Raw genomic sequence first — 17,415 nt, forward strand, 5'->3', positions numbered from 1 at the left:
CGCGGCCGCGTCGGCCGCGGGCGTGCCGGCGCGGCGGCGCTCGACCCAGCCCTCGATGTTGCGCTGCTGGCCGCCGCTGACGCCGAGCGCGCCCGCGGGCACGTCGCGCCGGATCACGGACCCGGCGGCGGTGTACGCGCCGTCGCCCACCGTCACCGGCGCGACGAACATGTTGTCCGCGCCCGTGCGGGCGTGCGAGCCGATGACCGTGCGGTGCTTGTGGACGCCGTCGTAGTTCACGGTGACCGACGCGGCGCCGATGTTCGTGTGCGCGCCGATCGTCGCGTCGCCCACGTACGACAGGTGCGGGATCTTCGAGCCCTCGCCGATCTCGGCGTTCTTCGTCTCGACGAACGTGCCGATCTTGCCCCGCTCGCCGAGCACGGTGCCCGGGCGCAGGTAGGCGAACGGCCCCACGCTCGTGCCCGCGCTCAGCACGGCGAGGCTGCCGTGCGTGCGCGTCACGGTCGCGCCGGGGCCGACCTCGGTGTCGGTGAGCGTAGTGTCCGGGCCGACGGTCGCGCCCTCGCCGACGACCGTCGCGCCGTGCAGCTGGGTGCCCGGCAGGAGCGTGACGTCGCGCGCGAGCTCGACGTCGACGTCGACCCACGTCGTCGCCGGGTCGACGACGGTCACGCCCTCGCGCATCCAGCGCTCGAGGACGCGGCGGTTCATCTCGGCGCGCAGGGCGGCGAGCTGGACGCGGTCGTTGACGCCCTCGACGACGGTCGGGTCGTCCGAGAGCAGGGCGCGGACCGTGCCGCCCTCGGCCCGCGCCGCGGCGACGACGTCCGTCAGGTAGACCTCGCCCTGGGCGTTGTCCCGGCCGAGGCCGGCGAGCCCGCGCCGCAGCACCGCGGCGTCGAACACGTAGATGGAGGCGTTGATCTCGCGGATCTCGAGCTCGGCCGCGCTCGCGTCCTTGTGCTCGACGATGCGCTCGACGTCGCCCGCCGCGTCGCGCACGACGCGCCCGTAGCCGGTCGCGTCCGCGAGCTCGGTCGTGAGCATCGTGACGGCGTTGCCGTCCGCGACGTGCGCCGCGAGGAGCTCGGCGAGCGTGCCGCCGTCGAGCAGGGGGGTGTCGCCCGCGGTGACGACGACCGGGCCCTCGAGCCCGTCGCCGAGCCCGCGCCCCTCCTCGCCGTCGGGCACGCCGTCGACGACGGCGAGCGCGTGCGCCTTCGCGTCGAGCGCGGCGAGCGCGCACTGCACGGCCCGGCCCGTCCCGGGGACGTCGTCCTGGTCCACGACGAGCACGCCGGCGTCGACGGACAGCGCGTGCTCGGCGACGCGGTCGCGCTCGTGCCGCACGACGACGGCGAGCAGCGCCGGGTCGAGGGAGCGCGTCGCGACGAGCACGTGCCCGAGCAGGCTGCGGCCCGCGAGCGTGTGCAGCATCTTCGGGGTGGACGACTTCATCCGCGTGCCCTCGCCGGCGGCGAGGACGATCACGGCAGCGGGGGCGACGTGCGCGTCGGTGCCCTGCTGAGCTTCCATGGATGTTCCCCTCGGGATCGGTGGCACGTGCTCCGCCCCCAGGACTCGAACCTGGACCAAGGGCACCAAAAACCCTTGTGCTGCCGATTACACCAAGGCGGACCGGACCGCGACGCGGGACCGGCGCCGGGCTCGCGCCCGTGGCCGCGGCGGCGTCGTGCGTCCGGGAACAGTCTGCCAGGTCGCGGCTCGTGCCCCGCGCCGCAGGCCGGGGCGCCGGGGCGGCGGCACGGCATGATGGTCCCGTGGCCGACTCCCGACGCACCCCCCGTTCCCGCATGACCGCGAGCCAGCGGCGCGAGCAGCTGCTCGCCGTCAGCCGGGGGCTGTTCGCGGAGAAGGGGTTCGAGGGCACGAGCGTCGAGGAGATCGCCACGCGCGCGGAGGTGTCGAAGCCCGTCGTCTACGAGCACTTCGGGGGCAAGGAGGGCATCTACGCGGTCGTCGTGGACCGCGAGGTCCAGGCGCTGACGGCCGCCCTGTCCGGCGCGCTCGACGAGGGCGGCCACCCGAAGGTGCTGCTCGAGCGCACCGCCCTCGCGCTCCTGTCGTACATCGAGGCGTCCGAGGACGGCTTCCGGATCCTCGTGCGCGACTCCCCCGTCGCCCAGGCCACCGGCACGTTCTCGAGCCTCATCGGCGACGTCGCGACGCAGGTCGAGCACCTGCTCGCCGACCAGTTCTCCACGCGCGGGCTCGACCCCAAGGTCGCGCCGATCTACGCGCAGATGCTCGTCGGCATGGTCGCGCTGACGGGTCAGTACTGGCTCGACGCCCGCTCCCCCAAGAAGTCCGAGGTCGCCGCGCACCTGGTGAACCTCGCCTGGAACGGCCTCGCGGACATGGAGAAGCGGCCGCGCCTCACCACGACGACGAAGCGTTGACGCCGTGCCGTGCACGCCATCGCCGCCGCGCGACGAGCAGCAGGACGCCGCCGACCGCGAGCGCACCGCCCGCCGCGGCGAGCCCGGCGGCTGAGGCACCCGTCGTCGCGAGGCCACCTGCCCCCCGACGGTCGGCGCGGTCGCGGTCGCGGTCGTCGTCCGAGCCACCGGCGTCCCCACCGTCGCCCGGACCGGACGGCTCACCGCCCGGGGCGGGGTCGCCCGCGCCTCCCCCGTCGCCCGGCCCGCCGTCGCCGCCCGGGCCGGTCCCCGGGTCCGTGCCGGGGTCGGCGCCCGGGTCCGTGCCGGGGTCGGTGCCCGGGCCGGCCGCGACGACCGTGAGCTCGCGGACCGTCGACAGGTCGACCGCGCCGTGCGGGTCGGTGCTGCGCACGTACCAGCCGTGCTCGCCCGGCTCGGTGACCGTCCACGTCGCGGTGAGCACGGACCCGCTCGCGACGTCCTCGAACGAGGCGATCTCCGCGGCCGTGAGGATCTCGGCCGAGAACGCGTCGGTCGCGAGCGTCTTCGTGACCGGGGCGATGCCGAGGTCGGCGTACGACACCTCGAAGCTCTGGTCCGCGTACGGGTCCTCGCCCGGCGCGAGCAGGCCCGGGTCGTCGGAGTTGTAGCGGTCCAGGGACGGCGAGTACGTGCGCACCATCATCCGCTCGCCCTCGTTGTCGAAGTGCAGCAGGCGCAGGTAGCCCTGGCCACCCTCCGGCAGGCCCTGGTAGTCGAACAGCATCGAGTGCACGGTGCGGTCGTCGACGCCGTCACCGTCGTCGTCGAACGAGTCCACGCGCGTGTAGGCGTCGTGGTAGTGCCCCGAGAACACCATCTCGACGTTCGGGTTCTTCGCCACGACCTCGTCGAGGATCCGCTGCGGGATCTCGCCCAGGCCGCCCGTGGTGAGGATGAACTCGTGCTGGTTGATGATCGCCACGCGGTCGGGGTACTGCGCGAGCACCTCGTTCATCCACGCGATCTCGGCGTCGGCCGGGCCCCAGCCCACGTAGACCATGAGGAAGTCGATCCCGCCGGCCGTGACGAGGTCGTAGTGACCGCGGTTGTCCTGGTAGCTCTCGCCGTACCAGGGGTTGCCCGCGAAGCGGTCCTCGCCGAAGTACGCCGAGTAGTTCGAGTAGTCCATCGTGTGGTCGCCCACGTCGTGGTTCCCGGCGAGCACGCCGTACGGCAGGCCCGCGTCGTCGAACTTCGCGTACTCCGGGTCGGCGTTCTCCCACTGGGCCATGTCGTCGTAGACGTCGACGATGTCGCCGGTGTGGAACACGTACTGGAGGTTGAGCTCCTCGCGGCGGTCCAGCAGGTAGTCGTGGATCGCGGTCTGGTGCTCGTGGAACTCCTCGTTGTAGTACTGCGTGTCCGACTCCCAGCCGAACGTGAAGTCGTACTCCGAGCGGGCGACGTCGTCCGGGTGGTGCGGGGTGACGGGCGTCGTCCGGTCGGACAGGTTCTCGCCCGCCCAGCCCTCGGAGTGCTGCACGAGCACGCGCACCGCGCCGTCGGCCGCGTGCGCGGCGACATCGACGAACGCCTCGAGCGTCACGGGCTCCTCGGCGTCGGTCGCCGTGAAGCGCTCGAGCTCGCTCCACGCGCTGCCGTCGGCCGCGAGCGCGTACATCCGCACCTGCGCGCCGGGGTTGGCCCGGCCCGTCCAGGTCACGCGGACCTGCGTGCCCGGCTCGCTCGCCTGCGGCACCTCGACGTCGAACAGCTGGTAGGGCAGCTCGGCGTCCGAGCTGACCTCCGTCGCGACGCCGTCGGTCGTCGCGAGCGCGGCGACCTGGTCGGTGCTCAGCGCCTCCGGCTGCTCGCGGTCGAGCGCGAGCGCGTCGTGCGTCGTGCCGGACCGCAGCGCCACCTCGCCGTCGGCGAGGTCGAGACGGTCACCCTCGAGGAACTGCACGTCGAGCACGTCCCCCGTGGGGTCGTTCACCTGCGCCTGCAGGGTGACGTCGCCCGCCCCGACGGTCGCGCCGTCGGCCGGCGACACCTCGCCCGCGGACGGGTACTCGTCGTACGTCGTGAAGGTCACCTCGTGCTCGGCGACGTTGCCGACGACGTCGCGCGCCTCGACGCGCAGCACGTGCTCGCCGGGGGCGAGCTCGAGCGACGACGTCGTGTGCGGCAGCGCGATCTCCGCGCCGTCGAGCGTCGCGACGACCTCGGCCACGCCGGACCCGGCGTCGGTGATCTCCGGCTCGATGCGGATCTCGCCCTGGTACGGGGTGCCGTCGACGATGCCCGACCGGACCTGGGGGCCGGTGTTGTCGACGACGACCGTGCGCTCGGCGGTGCTCGTGCCGTCGGTCGCGGTGACGGTGACCGGCCCGTCGGCGTGCGTCGTCGTGTCCCAGTCGGTCGCGACCGACGTGAACGCGTCCTCGGGCAGCTGGAAGCGCGCGTCGTAGAACTCGTGCTTGCCGGCGGAGTCGCCCATGCTCAGGCTCTGGCCCGGGTCGTCGTAGCCGACCGGGGTGAGCGTGCGGCCGTCGGGCAGGACGAGGCGCAGCGCGCGGATGGTGAAGTCGTCGTTGTTCTCGTCGGGGTCGATCTCCGGCGCGGCCTTCGTGCCGGCCCAGACGCTGACGACGAGCTCCTCGCCCTGGCGCACGTGCCGCGGCGGCACGGGCTGCGAGAAGGTCTCCCAGCCGGAGTACACGCCGACGTCGAGGATCCGCAGGACGTCGTCGCCGACGAGGATCCCGTTCTTGAAGTGGTTGTCGATGCCGGTGGCTTCGACCACGAAGACGGGCTCGGCCTCGATGCTCGGCGTCGTCTCCTGGCGCTCGCCGTCGACGGCCAGCTCGAGCGTCGAGGGGTAGGTGTCGCCCGAGGCGATGACGGGCGTCGTCCCGGTGACGAACTGGCCCTCGTCGAGGCCGAGCCGCACGGGCGCGGTGTCGACGCCGTCGACCGGCACGCGGCGCGGCTCGGTCTGCGTGACGTTGCTGCCGTCGCGCGCCGTGAGGGTGTACTCGTACCAGGCCTTGCCGGTGAGGTCGGCCGCGTGGATCGAGTAGCGGTACAGGTCGTCGCCCTGGTGCTCGAGCGTGACGGTGCGCGCCTCGGCGTCCACGTCGTTGCTCAGCGTGAGGTCGAGCGTGCGGACCTGCACGTCGTCCGTCGCCCGGACCTCGATCGTGAAGTCCTGCGCGGGGTCGATCGGCGACGGCGTGAGGTCCTCGACCTGCGGCGCGACCGTGTCGGCGGGCTCGACCATGAGGCCGTCGGGGACCTGCTCCGCCTGGACCGTGCCGGGCGTCGCGGGTGCGATGCCGAGCATCGTCTGCAGCGCCGGGTCGGCCGGGTCGACGGCGTACCGGATGCCCTGGTCGGGCTGGGTGTCGTCCTGGCCCTCGACCATGTTGTAGTACGCGCGGTTCACCGAGAAGCCGCTGTTCGTCATGATCTCGAGGCCGCGCGGCGAGCCGTTCGCCATGCCGCCGACGAACGTCTCGACGAGGTCCGTGCCCATCGTCAGGTCGGTGCCGAACTGCGCGTTGAAGTCCGCGTCGGTCAGCTCGTCGTTCTGGCCGTTCTTGACCCAGACGACGACCGTGGCGCCCGGCTGGACGACGACGTCGCGCTGGGCCGCGGGCCAGCGCACCTCGTTGCCGTTCTCGGTCACGCTGCGGTTGTTCGGGTAGAGGTAGTTGACGGTGTAGTCGTCGAGGCCGACCGGCTCGCTCGTGGCGTTGTAGAGCTCGATGAACTCGTAGCCGTCCGCGGAGCCGACGTTCGTCGAGTCGGGCAGCACCTCGGTGACCTGCAGGCGCGACGTCCGCAGCGCGGGGTCGGGCTGCGGGTCGAAGTCCGGCTCCGGCTCGGGCGTCGGCGCGACGAACGCCTCGTCGGCGACGACGCCGGGCGTCGGGGCGGCCGGCCCCGCGAGGAGCTCGAGGCCGCGGTCGGCGACGTCGCCGGGGATGCGGAAGTGCGCCGTCCGGTCGATCGCCGCGGACCCGCCGGGGTAGAACGACCAGCTGACGACGTCCTGGCCGTGGAGCACGCGGATGCCGCGGTTGCCGCCGTTGGCCATGCCGCCCTGACCGGTGACGCGCACGACCGGCACGTCGGCCGTCATGCCCCACGCGGCGCGGAAGTCCTCGACGGTCCGGCTGAAGGAGTCGAAGTCGTCGGTGGCGTAGCTGAGCCAGAGCACCACCGTGCCGCCGGCCGGGACGGTCACGTCCTCGCTGACGGTGAGCGGCACGTCCCGGGCGCGGTCGTCGGAGTCGACGTACGTGTAGGCGAAGGTGTACCCGTCGCCCAGGCGGACGTCCTCGCCGGTGGTGTTGTGGACCTCGAAGAACTCGTACTCGTCGTGCGAGCCGGGGTTGGGCCCGATCTCGGTGACCATGAGCGGCCACGCCGACGCCGGGCCGGGGGTGTCCGTCGGCACGACGGCCGTGGCGGTGCGGGCGGCGGGGGTCGCGTGGTCGAGGGTGGCGTGCGCGGCGGGTGCCGCGGCGAGCGTCATGCCGACGGCGCACGCGGTGGTCGTGGCGACGGCGGCGCTCAGGCGTTGTCGGGGGGATGGCACGGTGGGGCCTCCGGGTGGGTGAAGGGTCGGTCGGACCCTAGGAACGACACGCTGCGATCGGGTGAACAGCAGAGGGCGACTCGTCGTCGCCGCGGTGATCCCGCCGGTCACCTCGGTGTGATACGGCCCGCGGGGCCGCGCGACGGCGCAGGGGACGCCGTCCCGTCGTGCGTGCCGCAGAGGTCGTGCCTAGGCTCGAGAGGTACCGACGGAAGGAGGACCCCATGGGTCTCGGCGACAAGATCGAGCACGCTGCCGAAGAGGCGAAGGGCAAGATCAAGGAGCACACGGGCAGGGCGACGGACGACGAGCGGCTCGAGACGGAAGGTCGGGGCGACCAGACCAAGGCCAACGTCAAGCAGGCCGGCGACGACATCCGCGACGCCTTCAAGAAGTAGTCGGTGCCGCGGCCGGACGGCCGCGACCACGCAGCACGAGGGCCCCGCCGCACGCGGCGGGGCCCTCGTCGTGCGCGGGGGTCCTCCCGCTCAGGAGGCGACGAGCGGGACAGGCGCCGGGGCCGTGTGCGGCAGCTCGGCGACGACGCGCGGGCGCGCGATGCGCTCGAGCAGCCCGACCTCGACGCCCGGCCACTCGGGCGCGAGGATCGAGAACACGACGGAGTCGGCCCGCGTGCCGTCCGGAGCGGTGCGGTGCCCCCGCATCACGCCCTCCTCGTGCGCGCCGAGGCGCCGCATCGCCCCGAGGGAGCGCGCGTTGCGGGCGTCCACGCGGAAGCCGACGCGGTGCACGTCCCACGTCTCGAACGCGTGCCGCAGCAGCAGCCACTTCGTCACCGGGTTGAGCAGCGTGCCCCACGCCGAGCGTGCGGTGAACGTGCGGCCGATCTCGACGCGGTGGTCGACGAGCGACAGGTCGCGGAACGCGGTGCTGCCGAGCACGTCGCCGAGGGTGCCGTCGTCGCCGACGGCGCGCACGGCGAAACCCGTGAGGTCGGGCGCCGCGCGGGTCGCGGCGACGAGGTCGGCCATGCCGGCGACGCCCCGCGGCATCGGCATGCTCATCCCCGACCACATCGTCTCGTCGACGACGCGGGCGAGCGGTTCAGCGTGCTCCAGGGCCAGCGGTTCCAGGCGGAATCCGTGCCCCGTGAGGACGACGTCGTGCAGCACAGCGCACATCAGAGCACACGTGCGGGCCCGCGCCTAGAGTCCGGCGCGACGCCGGGGAGAACACCGGTCGACGGGTCGGTGAACGACTCAGGCGGACGCGGGACCGCACGCCGCGGCGTCGGCGAGGAAGCCCGCCGCCGCCGTCGCGAAGAGGCCATCGAGCCCCGAGCCGGCGGGCACGGGGCGCGGGTCGTCGACGACGGTCCAGCACCCGTCGACCACCGCGTACCGGGCGGTCGGCCCCTGCTCGACGTACGCGCGCACCGCCGCGACGAGCCGCGTGATCTCCGCGCCCGTGGTGCCCACGCCGACCGACGCGCGCACCGCGCCGGCGTCGTACCCGAGGCGCGCCAGCAACGGGTGGGCGCAGAAGCGGCCGTCGCGCACGCCGATGCCGTGCTCCGCGGACAGGTAGGCCGCGACGAGGCCGGGGTCGTGGCCCGTGACCGAGAACGTCACGACGCCGACCGGGTCCGCGGCGTCCGGCCAGACCGTCACGACGCGCACGCCGTCGATCGCGGTGAGCCCGTCGACGAGCGCCGCGCGCAGCACGGCCTCGTGCGCGTGGAGCGCCGCCGGGTCGAGCGCGGCCAGAGCGTCGCACGCGGCCGCGAGCGCCACTGCGCCGACGACGTTCGGCGAGCCGGCCTCGTGGCGCGCGGGCGCCGTCTGCCACCGCGTGCCGTCGACCTGGACCTGGCGCACGGCGCCGCCGCCCGCGAGGTAGGGCGTGCCGGCGTCGAGCCAGTCGCGGCGCCCGACGAGCGCTCCGGCGCCGAACGGCGCGTAGGTCTTGTGGCCGGAGAACGCGACGTAGTCCGCACCGGTCCGGGCGAGGGAGAACCCGCGGTGCGGCACGAGCTGGGCGCCGTCGAGCACGACCCGCGCCCCGGCGTCGTGCGCGACCCGCACCACGTCGGCGAGAGGCAGCGCCTCGCCCGTGACGTTCGACGCCCCGGTGACGGCGAGCAGCGCGTAGTCGAAGCGCGCGAGCTCGGCGCGCAGGCCGGAGAGCGTCTCGGCGACGCTCGTGCCGCCCGCGAGGACGGTCGCGCCGCCCGCGCGCTGCCACGGCAGGAGGTTCGCGTGGTGCTCGACGTCGAGGACGAGCACGCGACCGGGCGTGCCGTCGGCGTTCGCCGGGACGCAGCCCGCGAGCAGGTTGAGCGAGTCGGTGGTGTTGCGCGTGACGACGGTGACGTCGTCCTCGCGCGCGCCGACGAACTCCCCGATGCGCGCACGGGCCGCCTCGTACAGCGCGGTCGAGACCTGGGACAGGTAGCCGGCGCCGCGGTGGACGCTCGCGTAGAGCGGCAGCACCTCGGCGACCCGGTCGGCGACGGCGCGCAGCGCGGGAGCGGAGGCCGCGACGTCGAGGTTGGCGTACGGCACGCTGCGGCCGTCGACGAGGGGGACGAGCGTGTCGCTCCCGACCACCGGGAGCAGCGCCGGTGCGGCGGCGACGTCGGGCGTGGCGATGGCGGTCGTCTGACAGTCGGCGAGAGTCGTCACAGCACGGTCCTCCGAGGTCGTGTCGGGGAGGTGCTCCCCGCGCTTGCCGCGCGCCGGTCGGCGGACGGCCCGGTCGTCACCCGGGGCACCCCGCCGCGAGAGGAGGGTTGCCGGCCAGCAAACCGGGGTTTCACGCTGGCACTCATGACCTGCGCTCCAGGATGGGCGCGGCGCCGGAGCGTGTCAAGGAATGGGCAGCGTGTCTCGGATGGTGGTCTCGCCTCACCTCGTCGACGGTTGCCCATCCGACGAGACGCCCGTCCCGGCACCTGGGCACCGTGACGTACGATCCGAGGAACCATCCGGAGCGGCCGAGTGACGTGGCACGTCGACGCCGCAGCAACCCCCCGGGTCCAGCGGACGCGGGCGCAGGGTGCTACTGCCACGATCGATGGAGGAGGACCCATGAGCGACCCCACCACCCCCGACCGTCCGACGCCCGCTGCTGTGCCCGGCGCGCGGCCCGCCGCCGGCTACGCCGGCGACATCGACCCGCAGCAGGCGTTCGACCTGCTCGCGGCCGACGCGCGCGCCGTCCTCGTGGACGTGCGGACCGAGGGTGAGTGGCGCACGGTCGGCGTGCCCGACGTCGCGGAGCTCGGCCGCGAGGTCGTCTTCGACGAGTGGGTCACGCCGTTCGGCCCCAACCCCGCGTTCCTCGACCGGCTCGCGGAGGCGGGTGTCACGCCGGGCGACGAGCGGCCCGTCGTCTTCCTGTGCCGCTCGGGCCAGCGCTCGATCGGCGCGGCGCGCGCCGCGACCGCCGCGGGCATCGGGCCCGCGTACAACGTCGTCGAGGGGTTCGAGGGCGCGCAGGGCTTCTCCGGGGCGCGCGACGTCGAGGGCTGGAAGGTCCGCGGCCTGCCGGTCACCACGTACGACGCCGCCCAGGCGCGCACCGCGGACGGCGAGGCCGGGCGATGAGCCCGGCCGCCGGCGTCGGGCACGGCGTGCCGGGCGGGGTGCCGGGCGGGTCGGGGCGCAAGCCGCTGCCCGCGACCGCGCGGCCCGCGACGCTCGCGGTGCGCGGCGGCAACGCGCGCACCGACCACCAGGAGACGTCCGAGGCGCTCTTCCTCACCCAGGGGTACACGTACGACCGCGCCGCCGACGCCGAGGCCGCGTTCAAGGGCGAGGTCGACCGGTTCGTCTACTCGCGCTACGGCAACCCGACCGTGCACACGTTCACCGAGCGCCTGCGCCTCATCGAGGGCGCCGAGGCGTGCCACGCGACGGCGTCGGGCATGTCGGCCGTGTTCACGTCGCTCGCGGCGCTCGTGCGGTGCGGGTCGCGGATCGTCGCGGCGCGTGCGCTGTTCGGGTCGAGCATCGTGATCTTCGACGAGATCTTCGCGAAGTGGGGCGTGCGGACCGACTACGTCGACGGGCACGTGCTCTCCCAGTGGGAGGAGGCGCTCGCGACGCCCGCCGACGTCGTGTTCTTCGAGACGCCGTCGAACCCCATGCAGGACATCGTCGACGTGCGGCGCGTGAGCGAGCTCGCGCACGCCGCCGACGCCGTCGTCGTGCTCGACAACGTGTTCGCGACGCCGCTGCTGCAGAAGCCGCTCGAGCTCGGCGCGGACGTCGTCGTGTACTCGGCGACCAAGCACATCGACGGCCAGGGCCGCGTGCTCGGCGGGGCGATCCTCGGCAGCGAGGAGTACGTCGGCGGGCCGGTGCAGACGCTCATCCGCAACACCGGGCCGACGCTGTCGGCCTTCAACGCCTGGGTGCTGCTCAAGGGCCTCGAGACGATGCCCGTGCGCGTCGCCGCGCAGAACGCCCACGCCGAGCGGGTCGCGCGGGCGCTCGAGGAGCTGCCGGGGCTCGCGCGCGTGCGCTACCCGTTCCTCGACTCGCACCCGCAGACCGCGCTCGCGCGCTCGCAGCAGTCCGGCGGCGGGACCGTCGTGACGTTCGACCTCGACGTCCCCGCCGGGACCGACCCCGAGACCGCCAAGAAGCGGACGTTCGCGTTCCTCGACGCGCTCCAGGTCGTCGACATCTCCAACAACCTCGGCGACGCGAAGTCGCTCGTCACCCACCCCGCGACGACGACGCACCGCAAGCTGGGCCCCGCGGGCCGTGCCGCCGTCGGCATCGCGGAGACGACCGTGCGCCTGTCGGTCGGCCTGGAGGACCCGCTCGACGTGATCGAGGACGTGGAGCAGGCGCTGCACGCCTGACCGACTCCGTCGGGGAATCGTCGTGCCCGACGGCGCGCGGTCGGCCTAGCCTGACGGCGTGCCCGCCTACGTCCGCCCGCCGATCCCGCGTCAGGTGTTCCACGACGCCGACGGGCGACCGTACGAGTACGGCGAACGGTGGGCCGACCTCGATGGCCCGCCCGAGGACACGTACTCCGTCGACTCCCACCCCGAGAGGTTCGCGCCGGTCGTCGACGTCGCCGACGCGCTCGTAGCGCACCTCGTCGCGACGTACGACGTCGCGGTCGAGACCGCGGACCTGCGTGGTCTCGACGTCTCCGCGCACATGGCCCAGGCACCCGCGCACCCGGTGCTCCGAGGTGTGCGCCGGGTCGACGACGACGCCGTCCGCGCGACCCGGCTCGTGCCCGCGGTGGACGACGCCGCGCCGCTGACGCTGGTCGTGACCGACTACCCGGGCGTGCACGTCCACGCGGGAGCGCTTCACGAGGAGACGTTCCCGGCGTGCGGGTGCGACGCGTGCGACGACACCGCCGAGGCACAGGCGGAGCAGCTCGAGCACCTCGTGCTCGCCGTCGCGGCGGGCCGCTTCGCGGAGGGCGTGCGGCGCGCGTGGGACGACCCGCGCACCGCGTGGGTCCGGTACGTGAGCTGGTCCGACGACGACTCGCGCGCTGGCGAGGGGCGCCGCCGCCGTCGTGGCCTAAAGCCCGCCCGCCGACGTCTGGCCGCCCTGCCGAACGGCCGCTGGAGCCCCTGGCCGACGCGCGCCTGACCCGGCTGCGGCGGGACGACCCGCTCGCGCACCGCCGCCCTGTGGAGGGAGTTTCGTCCGTGTCGGCGCGGCCCCGTAGCCTCCTCGTAGCGCGCGGCCCGGCTGGTCGCGCCGGACGAACGAGGACCTGACGACAGGGGGTTGGCCGTGCTGCACGTGCACCGGTCGGAGCGAGCCGACGCGCTCGTCGCACCGCTGGCTCGTGTCCTGGCCGCCCCGCTGGACGACCCGTTCGCGACGGACGTCGTCGCGGTGCCCACGCGGGGCGTCGAGCGCTGGCTCGCGCAGCGCCTGTCGCACCACCTCGGCGCCGACGACGGCGCCTCGGGGGTGTGCGCGAACGTCGACTTCCGCGGCCCGCGCCGCCTCGTGGAGCAGGTCGTGGCCGATCTCACCGGTGTGGACCCCGACGACGACCCGTGGCGCCCCGAGCGTCTCGCCTGGTCGGTGCTCGAGATCCTCGACGCCCATCTCGGCGAGCCGTGGGCCGCACCCCTCGCGCGCTACGTCGGCGACCCGGGCGACGAGGTGCGCCGCGGCCGCCGCCTGACGCTGGCCCGGCGGCTCGCCGACCTCCTCGTCGACTACGCCCGGCAGCGGCCCGAGGTCGTGCTCGCGTGGTCGGCACCGGCGCCGGGCACCGTGTCGAACCCTGCCCACGCCGCTCCCGACGACCTCGCCTGGCAGCCCGAGCTGTGGCGGCGCCTGCTGGACCGCGTGCCGGGTCCCGACCCGGCCCGCCGCGTCGAGGACGCGGTCGCCGCGCTGCACGCCGATCCGGCGGCCGTGGACCTGCCGCCGCGGCTCTCCGTGTACGGCCCCACCCGGCTACCCGAGGACGAGCTGCGCGTGCTGCGCGCGCTCGCCGAGCACCGCGACGTCCACCTGTGGCTCGTGCACCCCTCCCCCGCCCTGTGGGAGACGGTCGCCGAGCACGCGGGCTCGGCGACGGAGACGGTGGACGACGCCGCGCAGGCCGGCGAGCGCCCCCGCCGCGCCGATCTTCCGACGTTCGCCCAGCACCCGCTGCTCGCCTCGACCGCGCGCGACGCGGTCGAGCTCCAGCTGCGGCTCCAGGGCGCTGACGTCACCCACCACACTGCGGCCGCGCCGCCACGGACCCTGCTCGGCGCGCTCCAGTGCGCCCTGCGCACGGACGCGCCCGACGGCGCCCACGTCCACGACCCCGCCGACCGCTCGGTCCAGGTGCTGTCGTGCCACGGCCGCGCGCGGCAGGTCGAGGTCCTCCGGGAGACGCTCGTCGGCCTCTTCGCCGCCGACCCCACGCTGCAGGCGCGCGATGTCATCGTGCTCTGCCCCGACGTGGAGACGTTCGCCCCGCTCGTCACGGCGACGTTCGGCGCGGTGCCGGAGCTCGGCGACGACGCGCACCCCGGGCAGCGCCTGCGCGTCAGCCTCGCGGACCGCGGCGCCGGCTCCGTCAACCCCGTCCTGGGCCTGCTCGCGGCACTCCTGCGGCTCGCGGACGGACGCGTCACCGCCTCGGAGGTGCTCGACCTCGCGGCCAGCGCACCGGTGCGGCGGCGGTTCCGCTTCTCCGACGACGACGTCGACCGGCTTCGGCAGTGGGCCGTCGACGCGGGCGTGCACTGGGGGGAGGACGGCGCGCGGCGGGCGCGGTTCGGCATCGACCCGGCCGTGCGGCAGGGCACCTGGGACGCGGCCCTCGACCGCATCCTCCTCGGCGCCGCGATGGCCGACGAGGACGCCCGGTTCGTCGGTCCCGCGCTGCCCCTCGACGACGTCGGCTCGACCGACGTCGACCTCGCCGGCCGGCTCGCGGAGCTCGTCGCCCGGGTGTCCGAGGTGCTGCACGTTCTCGACGGCGTGCACCCGCTCGGCCACTGGCTCGACGCGCTCGACCGCGCGGTCACGCTCCTCGCGGAGGCGCCGCCGACCGAGGCGTGGCAGGTCGGCGCGGCGCGACGGCTGCTCGGCGACGTGCGGGCCGCGGGCTCCGCGCACGGCGAGGTGCCGCTGCGGCTCGCGGACGTGCGCGCCGTGCTCGACGACCGCCTCGCCGGGCGCCCGACGCGCGCCGGGTTCCGCACCGGCGCCCTCACGGTCTGCTTGCTCGAGCCGATGCGCTCGGTGCCGCACCGCGTCGTGTGCCTGCTCGGCATGGACGACGGCGTCTTCCCCCGCACCGCGGCCGCCGCCGGCGACGACCTGCTCGCGCGCCACCCCGAGATCGGCGAGCGCGACGCGCGCAGCGAGGACCGGCAGATCTTCCTCGACGCCGTCGCCGCCGCGGGCGACCACCTCGTCGTCGTGCACACGGGCGCCGACGAGCGCACCGGCGCTCCGCGTCCCCCGGCCGTCCCCGTCGCCGAGCTGCTGGACGCGCTCGACCGCGTCGCGACCGCGCCCGACGGGCGGCCCGTGCGCGAGCACGTCGTCGTGCGCCACCCGCTGCAGATCGTGGACGAGCGCAACTTCGTGCCCGGCGCGCTGGGCACGCCCGGGCCGTTCAGCCACGACGCCGCCGCGTTCGCCGGCGCGCGAGTGGCCCGCGAGCGCGCGACGCGCGAGCGCCGCGGCGGTGCCGACGAGCTCCGGTCCGTCACCACGCTCGTGCACGCCCCGCTCGACCTGGCTCCCGGCCCCTCCGCGGCGGATGGTGCACGCGACGTCGAGCTCGACGACCTCGTCCGCCTTCTCGAGAACGCCCCGCGGTGGTTCGCGCAGACCACCCTCGACGTGGGCCTCGTCGTCGACGAGGACGACGTCGACGACCGCCTCCCCCTCGCCCTCACCGGCCTGTCGGGGTGGGGCGTCGGTGAGCGTGTCCTGCGCGCCGCGCTCGCGGGCGTCGACCCGGGCCGCGCGATGCAGGCGGAGTGGCGCCGCGGCCAGGTGCCGCCCCGCGAGCTCGGCCGCGCCGCGCTGCAGGAGGTCGTGCAGTACGTCGGCCCGCTGCGCGTGGTCTCGGTCGAGGCGGCGCGCGAGGCCGACGCCGCCGCGGGTCGCCCGGTGAGCACCGACCTGCTCGGCTCGGCGCAGACCCTCGACGTGCGCGCGGAGCTCCCCGACGGGCGCACGCTCGTCGGCTCCGTGCCGGGCGTGCACGGGCGTCGCGTGGTGCGGACCGAGTACTCGCGTCTCGGTCCCAAGCACCGGCTGCGGGCGTGGGTCCAGGCGCTCGCGCTCGCGGTGAGCGACCCCGGCCACGCGTGGGACGCGGTGACGATCGGCCGGTCCCCCCGCGGACCGGGCGTCGCGTGGTCGACCGTCACCCCGCCGGACGCCGACGCCGCGACGACGCTGCTCGCCGACCTCGTCGCGCTGCGCGACGAGGCCGCGCGCGAGCCGCTGCCGTTCCTGCCGGAGGTCTCGCTCAAGTACGCCGAGGAGCGCCGCACGACGGACGCGCGCGACGCCCTCCTCCGCGCCGGGTGGCTGTGGAACAAGGGGTTCGAGCGCAAGGACCCGTACGTCGCGCTCGCCTGGGGCCGCGACGCGGTGCTCGCCGACGTCGCCGGGCACGCCACGACGGCGGACCTCGGCCGCCACCCCGACGACCCGACCCGGCTTGGCGCCTTGTCGCGCCGCGTGTGGGACCCCCTGCTGGACCACGAGCTGCGAGGTGCCCGATGAGCGGCCCGACCGCCGCCGAAGCGGCGACGAGCCCGACGACCGGTCCCGCGCCCGACCCGGCGGCGCACGCGACGCCCCACGACGCGGACCGTCCGCGCTTCGACCCGTTCGGGGACCTGCCCGCGGGGACGGTCGTGCTCGAGGCGAGCGCCGGCACCGGCAAGACCCACACGATCGCGACCCTGACGACCCGGTACGTCGCCGAGGGCGTCGCGACGCTCCCCGAGATCATGCTCGTGACGTTCGGGCGCGCGGCGACGTCCGAGCTGCGCGACCGCGTGCGCGAGCGCCTCGTCGCCGTGGAGCGCGGGCTGCGCGGCCCCGACCCGGCGCAGCACCGCGACCCCGTGGTGGCGTTCCTCGCGGCCGTCGACGACGACGAGCTCGCCCGGCGTCGCGACCGGCTACGGGTCGCGCTGTCCCAGCTCGACGCCGCGACGATCACCACCACGCACGGGTTCTGCCAGCAGATGCTGTCCGCGCTCGGCACGTCGGCCGACGTCGACCTCGCCACGGGCTTCCTCCCGGACGTCGCCGACCTCGTCGACGAGGTGACCGACGACCTGTACGTCCGCCTCTTCGCGGACCGGCAGGACCCGCCGCTGAGCCCACGGGACGTGCGCGAGGTGGCGCGCGCCGCGGTGAGCGACCACGGCGCCGTGCTGGCCCCGGCCGACGCGCAGGAGGGCACCCTCGGCGCGCTGCGGCACGAGGTCGCCGTCGCCGCGCGCCGCGAGGTCGAGGCCCGCAAGCGCGCGATGCACCTGCTCGACTACGACGACCTGCTCGTGCTGCTGCGCCGCGCCCTCACCGACCCGGAGCACGGCGAGACCGCCGCGGAACGGGTGCGCAGCCGGTTCCGCGTCGTCATGGTCGACGAGTTCCAGGACACCGACCCCGAGCAGTGGCAGATCCTGCGCACCGCGTTCCACGGGCACCGCACGCTCGTGCTCATCGGCGACCCGAAGCAGGCGATCTACGCGTTCCGCGGCGCGGACGTCGTCACGTACCTGCAGGCCGTCGAGGACGCGCAGGAGACCGCGACCCTGAGCCGGAGCTGGCGCAGCGACGGGCCGCTGCTCGCCGGCCTGGCCACGCTGCTCGACGGCACCGCGCTCGGCGACCCGCGCATCGTCGTCCGCCCGGTCGACGCCCAGCACCCCGAGGCTCGTCTCGCGGGCGGCGCGCCCGTCCGGCTGCGCCAGGTCACGCGGCGCGCGTACCGCCTCGGCGGCTCGTCCGCGCCGTCGGC

General features: G+C 75.0%; 11 protein-coding genes, 1 tRNA gene and 1 riboswitch. Of the genes, 7 read left to right on the plus strand and 5 right to left on the minus strand.

Translation table 11 applies throughout. The annotated features are described in order from the left end of the window. Together glmU and JZ5iCDA_RS08930 are read right to left on the minus strand one after the other, a co-directional pair. Positions 1 to 1,500: bifunctional UDP-N-acetylglucosamine diphosphorylase/glucosamine-1-phosphate N-acetyltransferase GlmU (gene glmU / locus JZ5iCDA_RS08925; RefSeq protein ID WP_069386855.1), on the minus strand; the 1,500-nt coding region annotated here is incomplete at its 3' end. Positions 1,501 to 1,530: 30 nt separating this feature from the next. Continuing rightward, positions 1,531 to 1,602, minus strand: a tRNA-Gln gene (locus JZ5iCDA_RS08930). A 176-nt stretch (positions 1,603 to 1,778) separates the two neighbouring features. Between JZ5iCDA_RS08930 and JZ5iCDA_RS08935 the strand changes: the two genes are divergently transcribed. Then, entirely contained in the window at positions 1,779 to 2,384 is a 606-nt protein-coding gene (locus JZ5iCDA_RS08935; RefSeq protein ID WP_069386856.1) for a TetR/AcrR family transcriptional regulator, read from the plus strand. Here JZ5iCDA_RS08935 and JZ5iCDA_RS08940 read toward each other — a convergent pair. Beyond that, the gene (locus JZ5iCDA_RS08940) at positions 2,362 to 6,954 is read right to left on the minus strand and encodes a lamin tail domain-containing protein (RefSeq protein WP_069386857.1); all 4,593 of its coding nucleotides are present in this window, start codon (positions 6,952 to 6,954) and stop codon (positions 2,362 to 2,364) included. The two genes, JZ5iCDA_RS08935 and JZ5iCDA_RS08940, sit on opposite strands and share 23 nt — an antisense overlap. Positions 6,955 to 7,178: 224 nt before the next feature. Here JZ5iCDA_RS08940 and JZ5iCDA_RS08945 point away from each other — a divergent pair, with 224 nt between their 5' ends. Then, on the plus strand, positions 7,179 to 7,352 hold the full coding sequence (locus tag JZ5iCDA_RS08945) for a CsbD family protein (RefSeq protein ID WP_069386858.1): 174 nt from the start codon (positions 7,179 to 7,181) through the stop codon (positions 7,350 to 7,352). Positions 7,353 to 7,442: 90 nt separating this feature from the next. Here the strand turns inward: JZ5iCDA_RS08945 and JZ5iCDA_RS08950 are convergent, their stop codons facing one another. Beyond that, a complete protein-coding gene (locus JZ5iCDA_RS08950) occupies positions 7,443 to 8,087 on the minus strand; it encodes a GNAT family N-acetyltransferase (protein WP_069386859.1) in 645 nt (214 codons plus the stop codon). Positions 8,088 to 8,174: 87 nt separating this feature from the next. Beyond that, positions 8,175 to 9,599, minus strand: a complete 1,425-nt coding sequence (locus tag JZ5iCDA_RS08955) for an aminotransferase class V-fold PLP-dependent enzyme (protein ID WP_083259834.1) — start codon at positions 9,597 to 9,599, stop codon at positions 8,175 to 8,177. Positions 9,600 to 9,633: 34 nt separating this feature from the next. Beyond that, positions 9,634 to 9,749: riboswitch (SAM riboswitch) on the minus strand. Between the two features lie 255 nt (positions 9,750 to 10,004). On the opposite strand from JZ5iCDA_RS08955, the gene JZ5iCDA_RS08960 reads away from it, so the two are divergent. From JZ5iCDA_RS08960 to JZ5iCDA_RS08980, 5 genes are all read left to right on the plus strand, one after another. Further along, a complete protein-coding gene (locus JZ5iCDA_RS08960) occupies positions 10,005 to 10,523 on the plus strand; it encodes a rhodanese-like domain-containing protein (RefSeq protein WP_083259835.1) in 519 nt (172 codons plus the stop codon). Next, on the plus strand, positions 10,520 to 11,788 hold the full coding sequence (locus JZ5iCDA_RS08965) for an O-succinylhomoserine sulfhydrylase (protein ID WP_069386860.1): 1,269 nt from the start codon (positions 10,520 to 10,522) through the stop codon (positions 11,786 to 11,788). The genes JZ5iCDA_RS08960 and JZ5iCDA_RS08965 overlap by 4 nt, the downstream gene beginning before the upstream one ends. Positions 11,789 to 11,846: 58 nt before the next feature. Then, positions 11,847 to 12,545, plus strand: coding sequence for a DUF6226 family protein (locus JZ5iCDA_RS08970; protein WP_069386861.1), 699 nt, complete (start codon positions 11,847 to 11,849; stop codon positions 12,543 to 12,545). A gap of 147 nt (positions 12,546 to 12,692) precedes the next feature. Then, positions 12,693 to 16,163, plus strand: coding sequence for an exodeoxyribonuclease V subunit gamma (gene recC / locus JZ5iCDA_RS08975; protein WP_069386862.1), 3,471 nt, complete (start codon positions 12,693 to 12,695; stop codon positions 16,161 to 16,163). After that, on the plus strand, positions 16,160 to 17,415 hold a 1,256-nt coding region (locus JZ5iCDA_RS08980), incomplete at its 3' end, for a UvrD-helicase domain-containing protein (RefSeq protein ID WP_171905331.1). The genes recC and JZ5iCDA_RS08980, both read left to right, overlap by 4 nt.

The organism is Cellulosimicrobium cellulans (assembly GCF_001722485.1).
GTDB lineage: Bacteria > Actinomycetota > Actinomycetes > Actinomycetales > Cellulomonadaceae > Cellulosimicrobium > Cellulosimicrobium cellulans_A.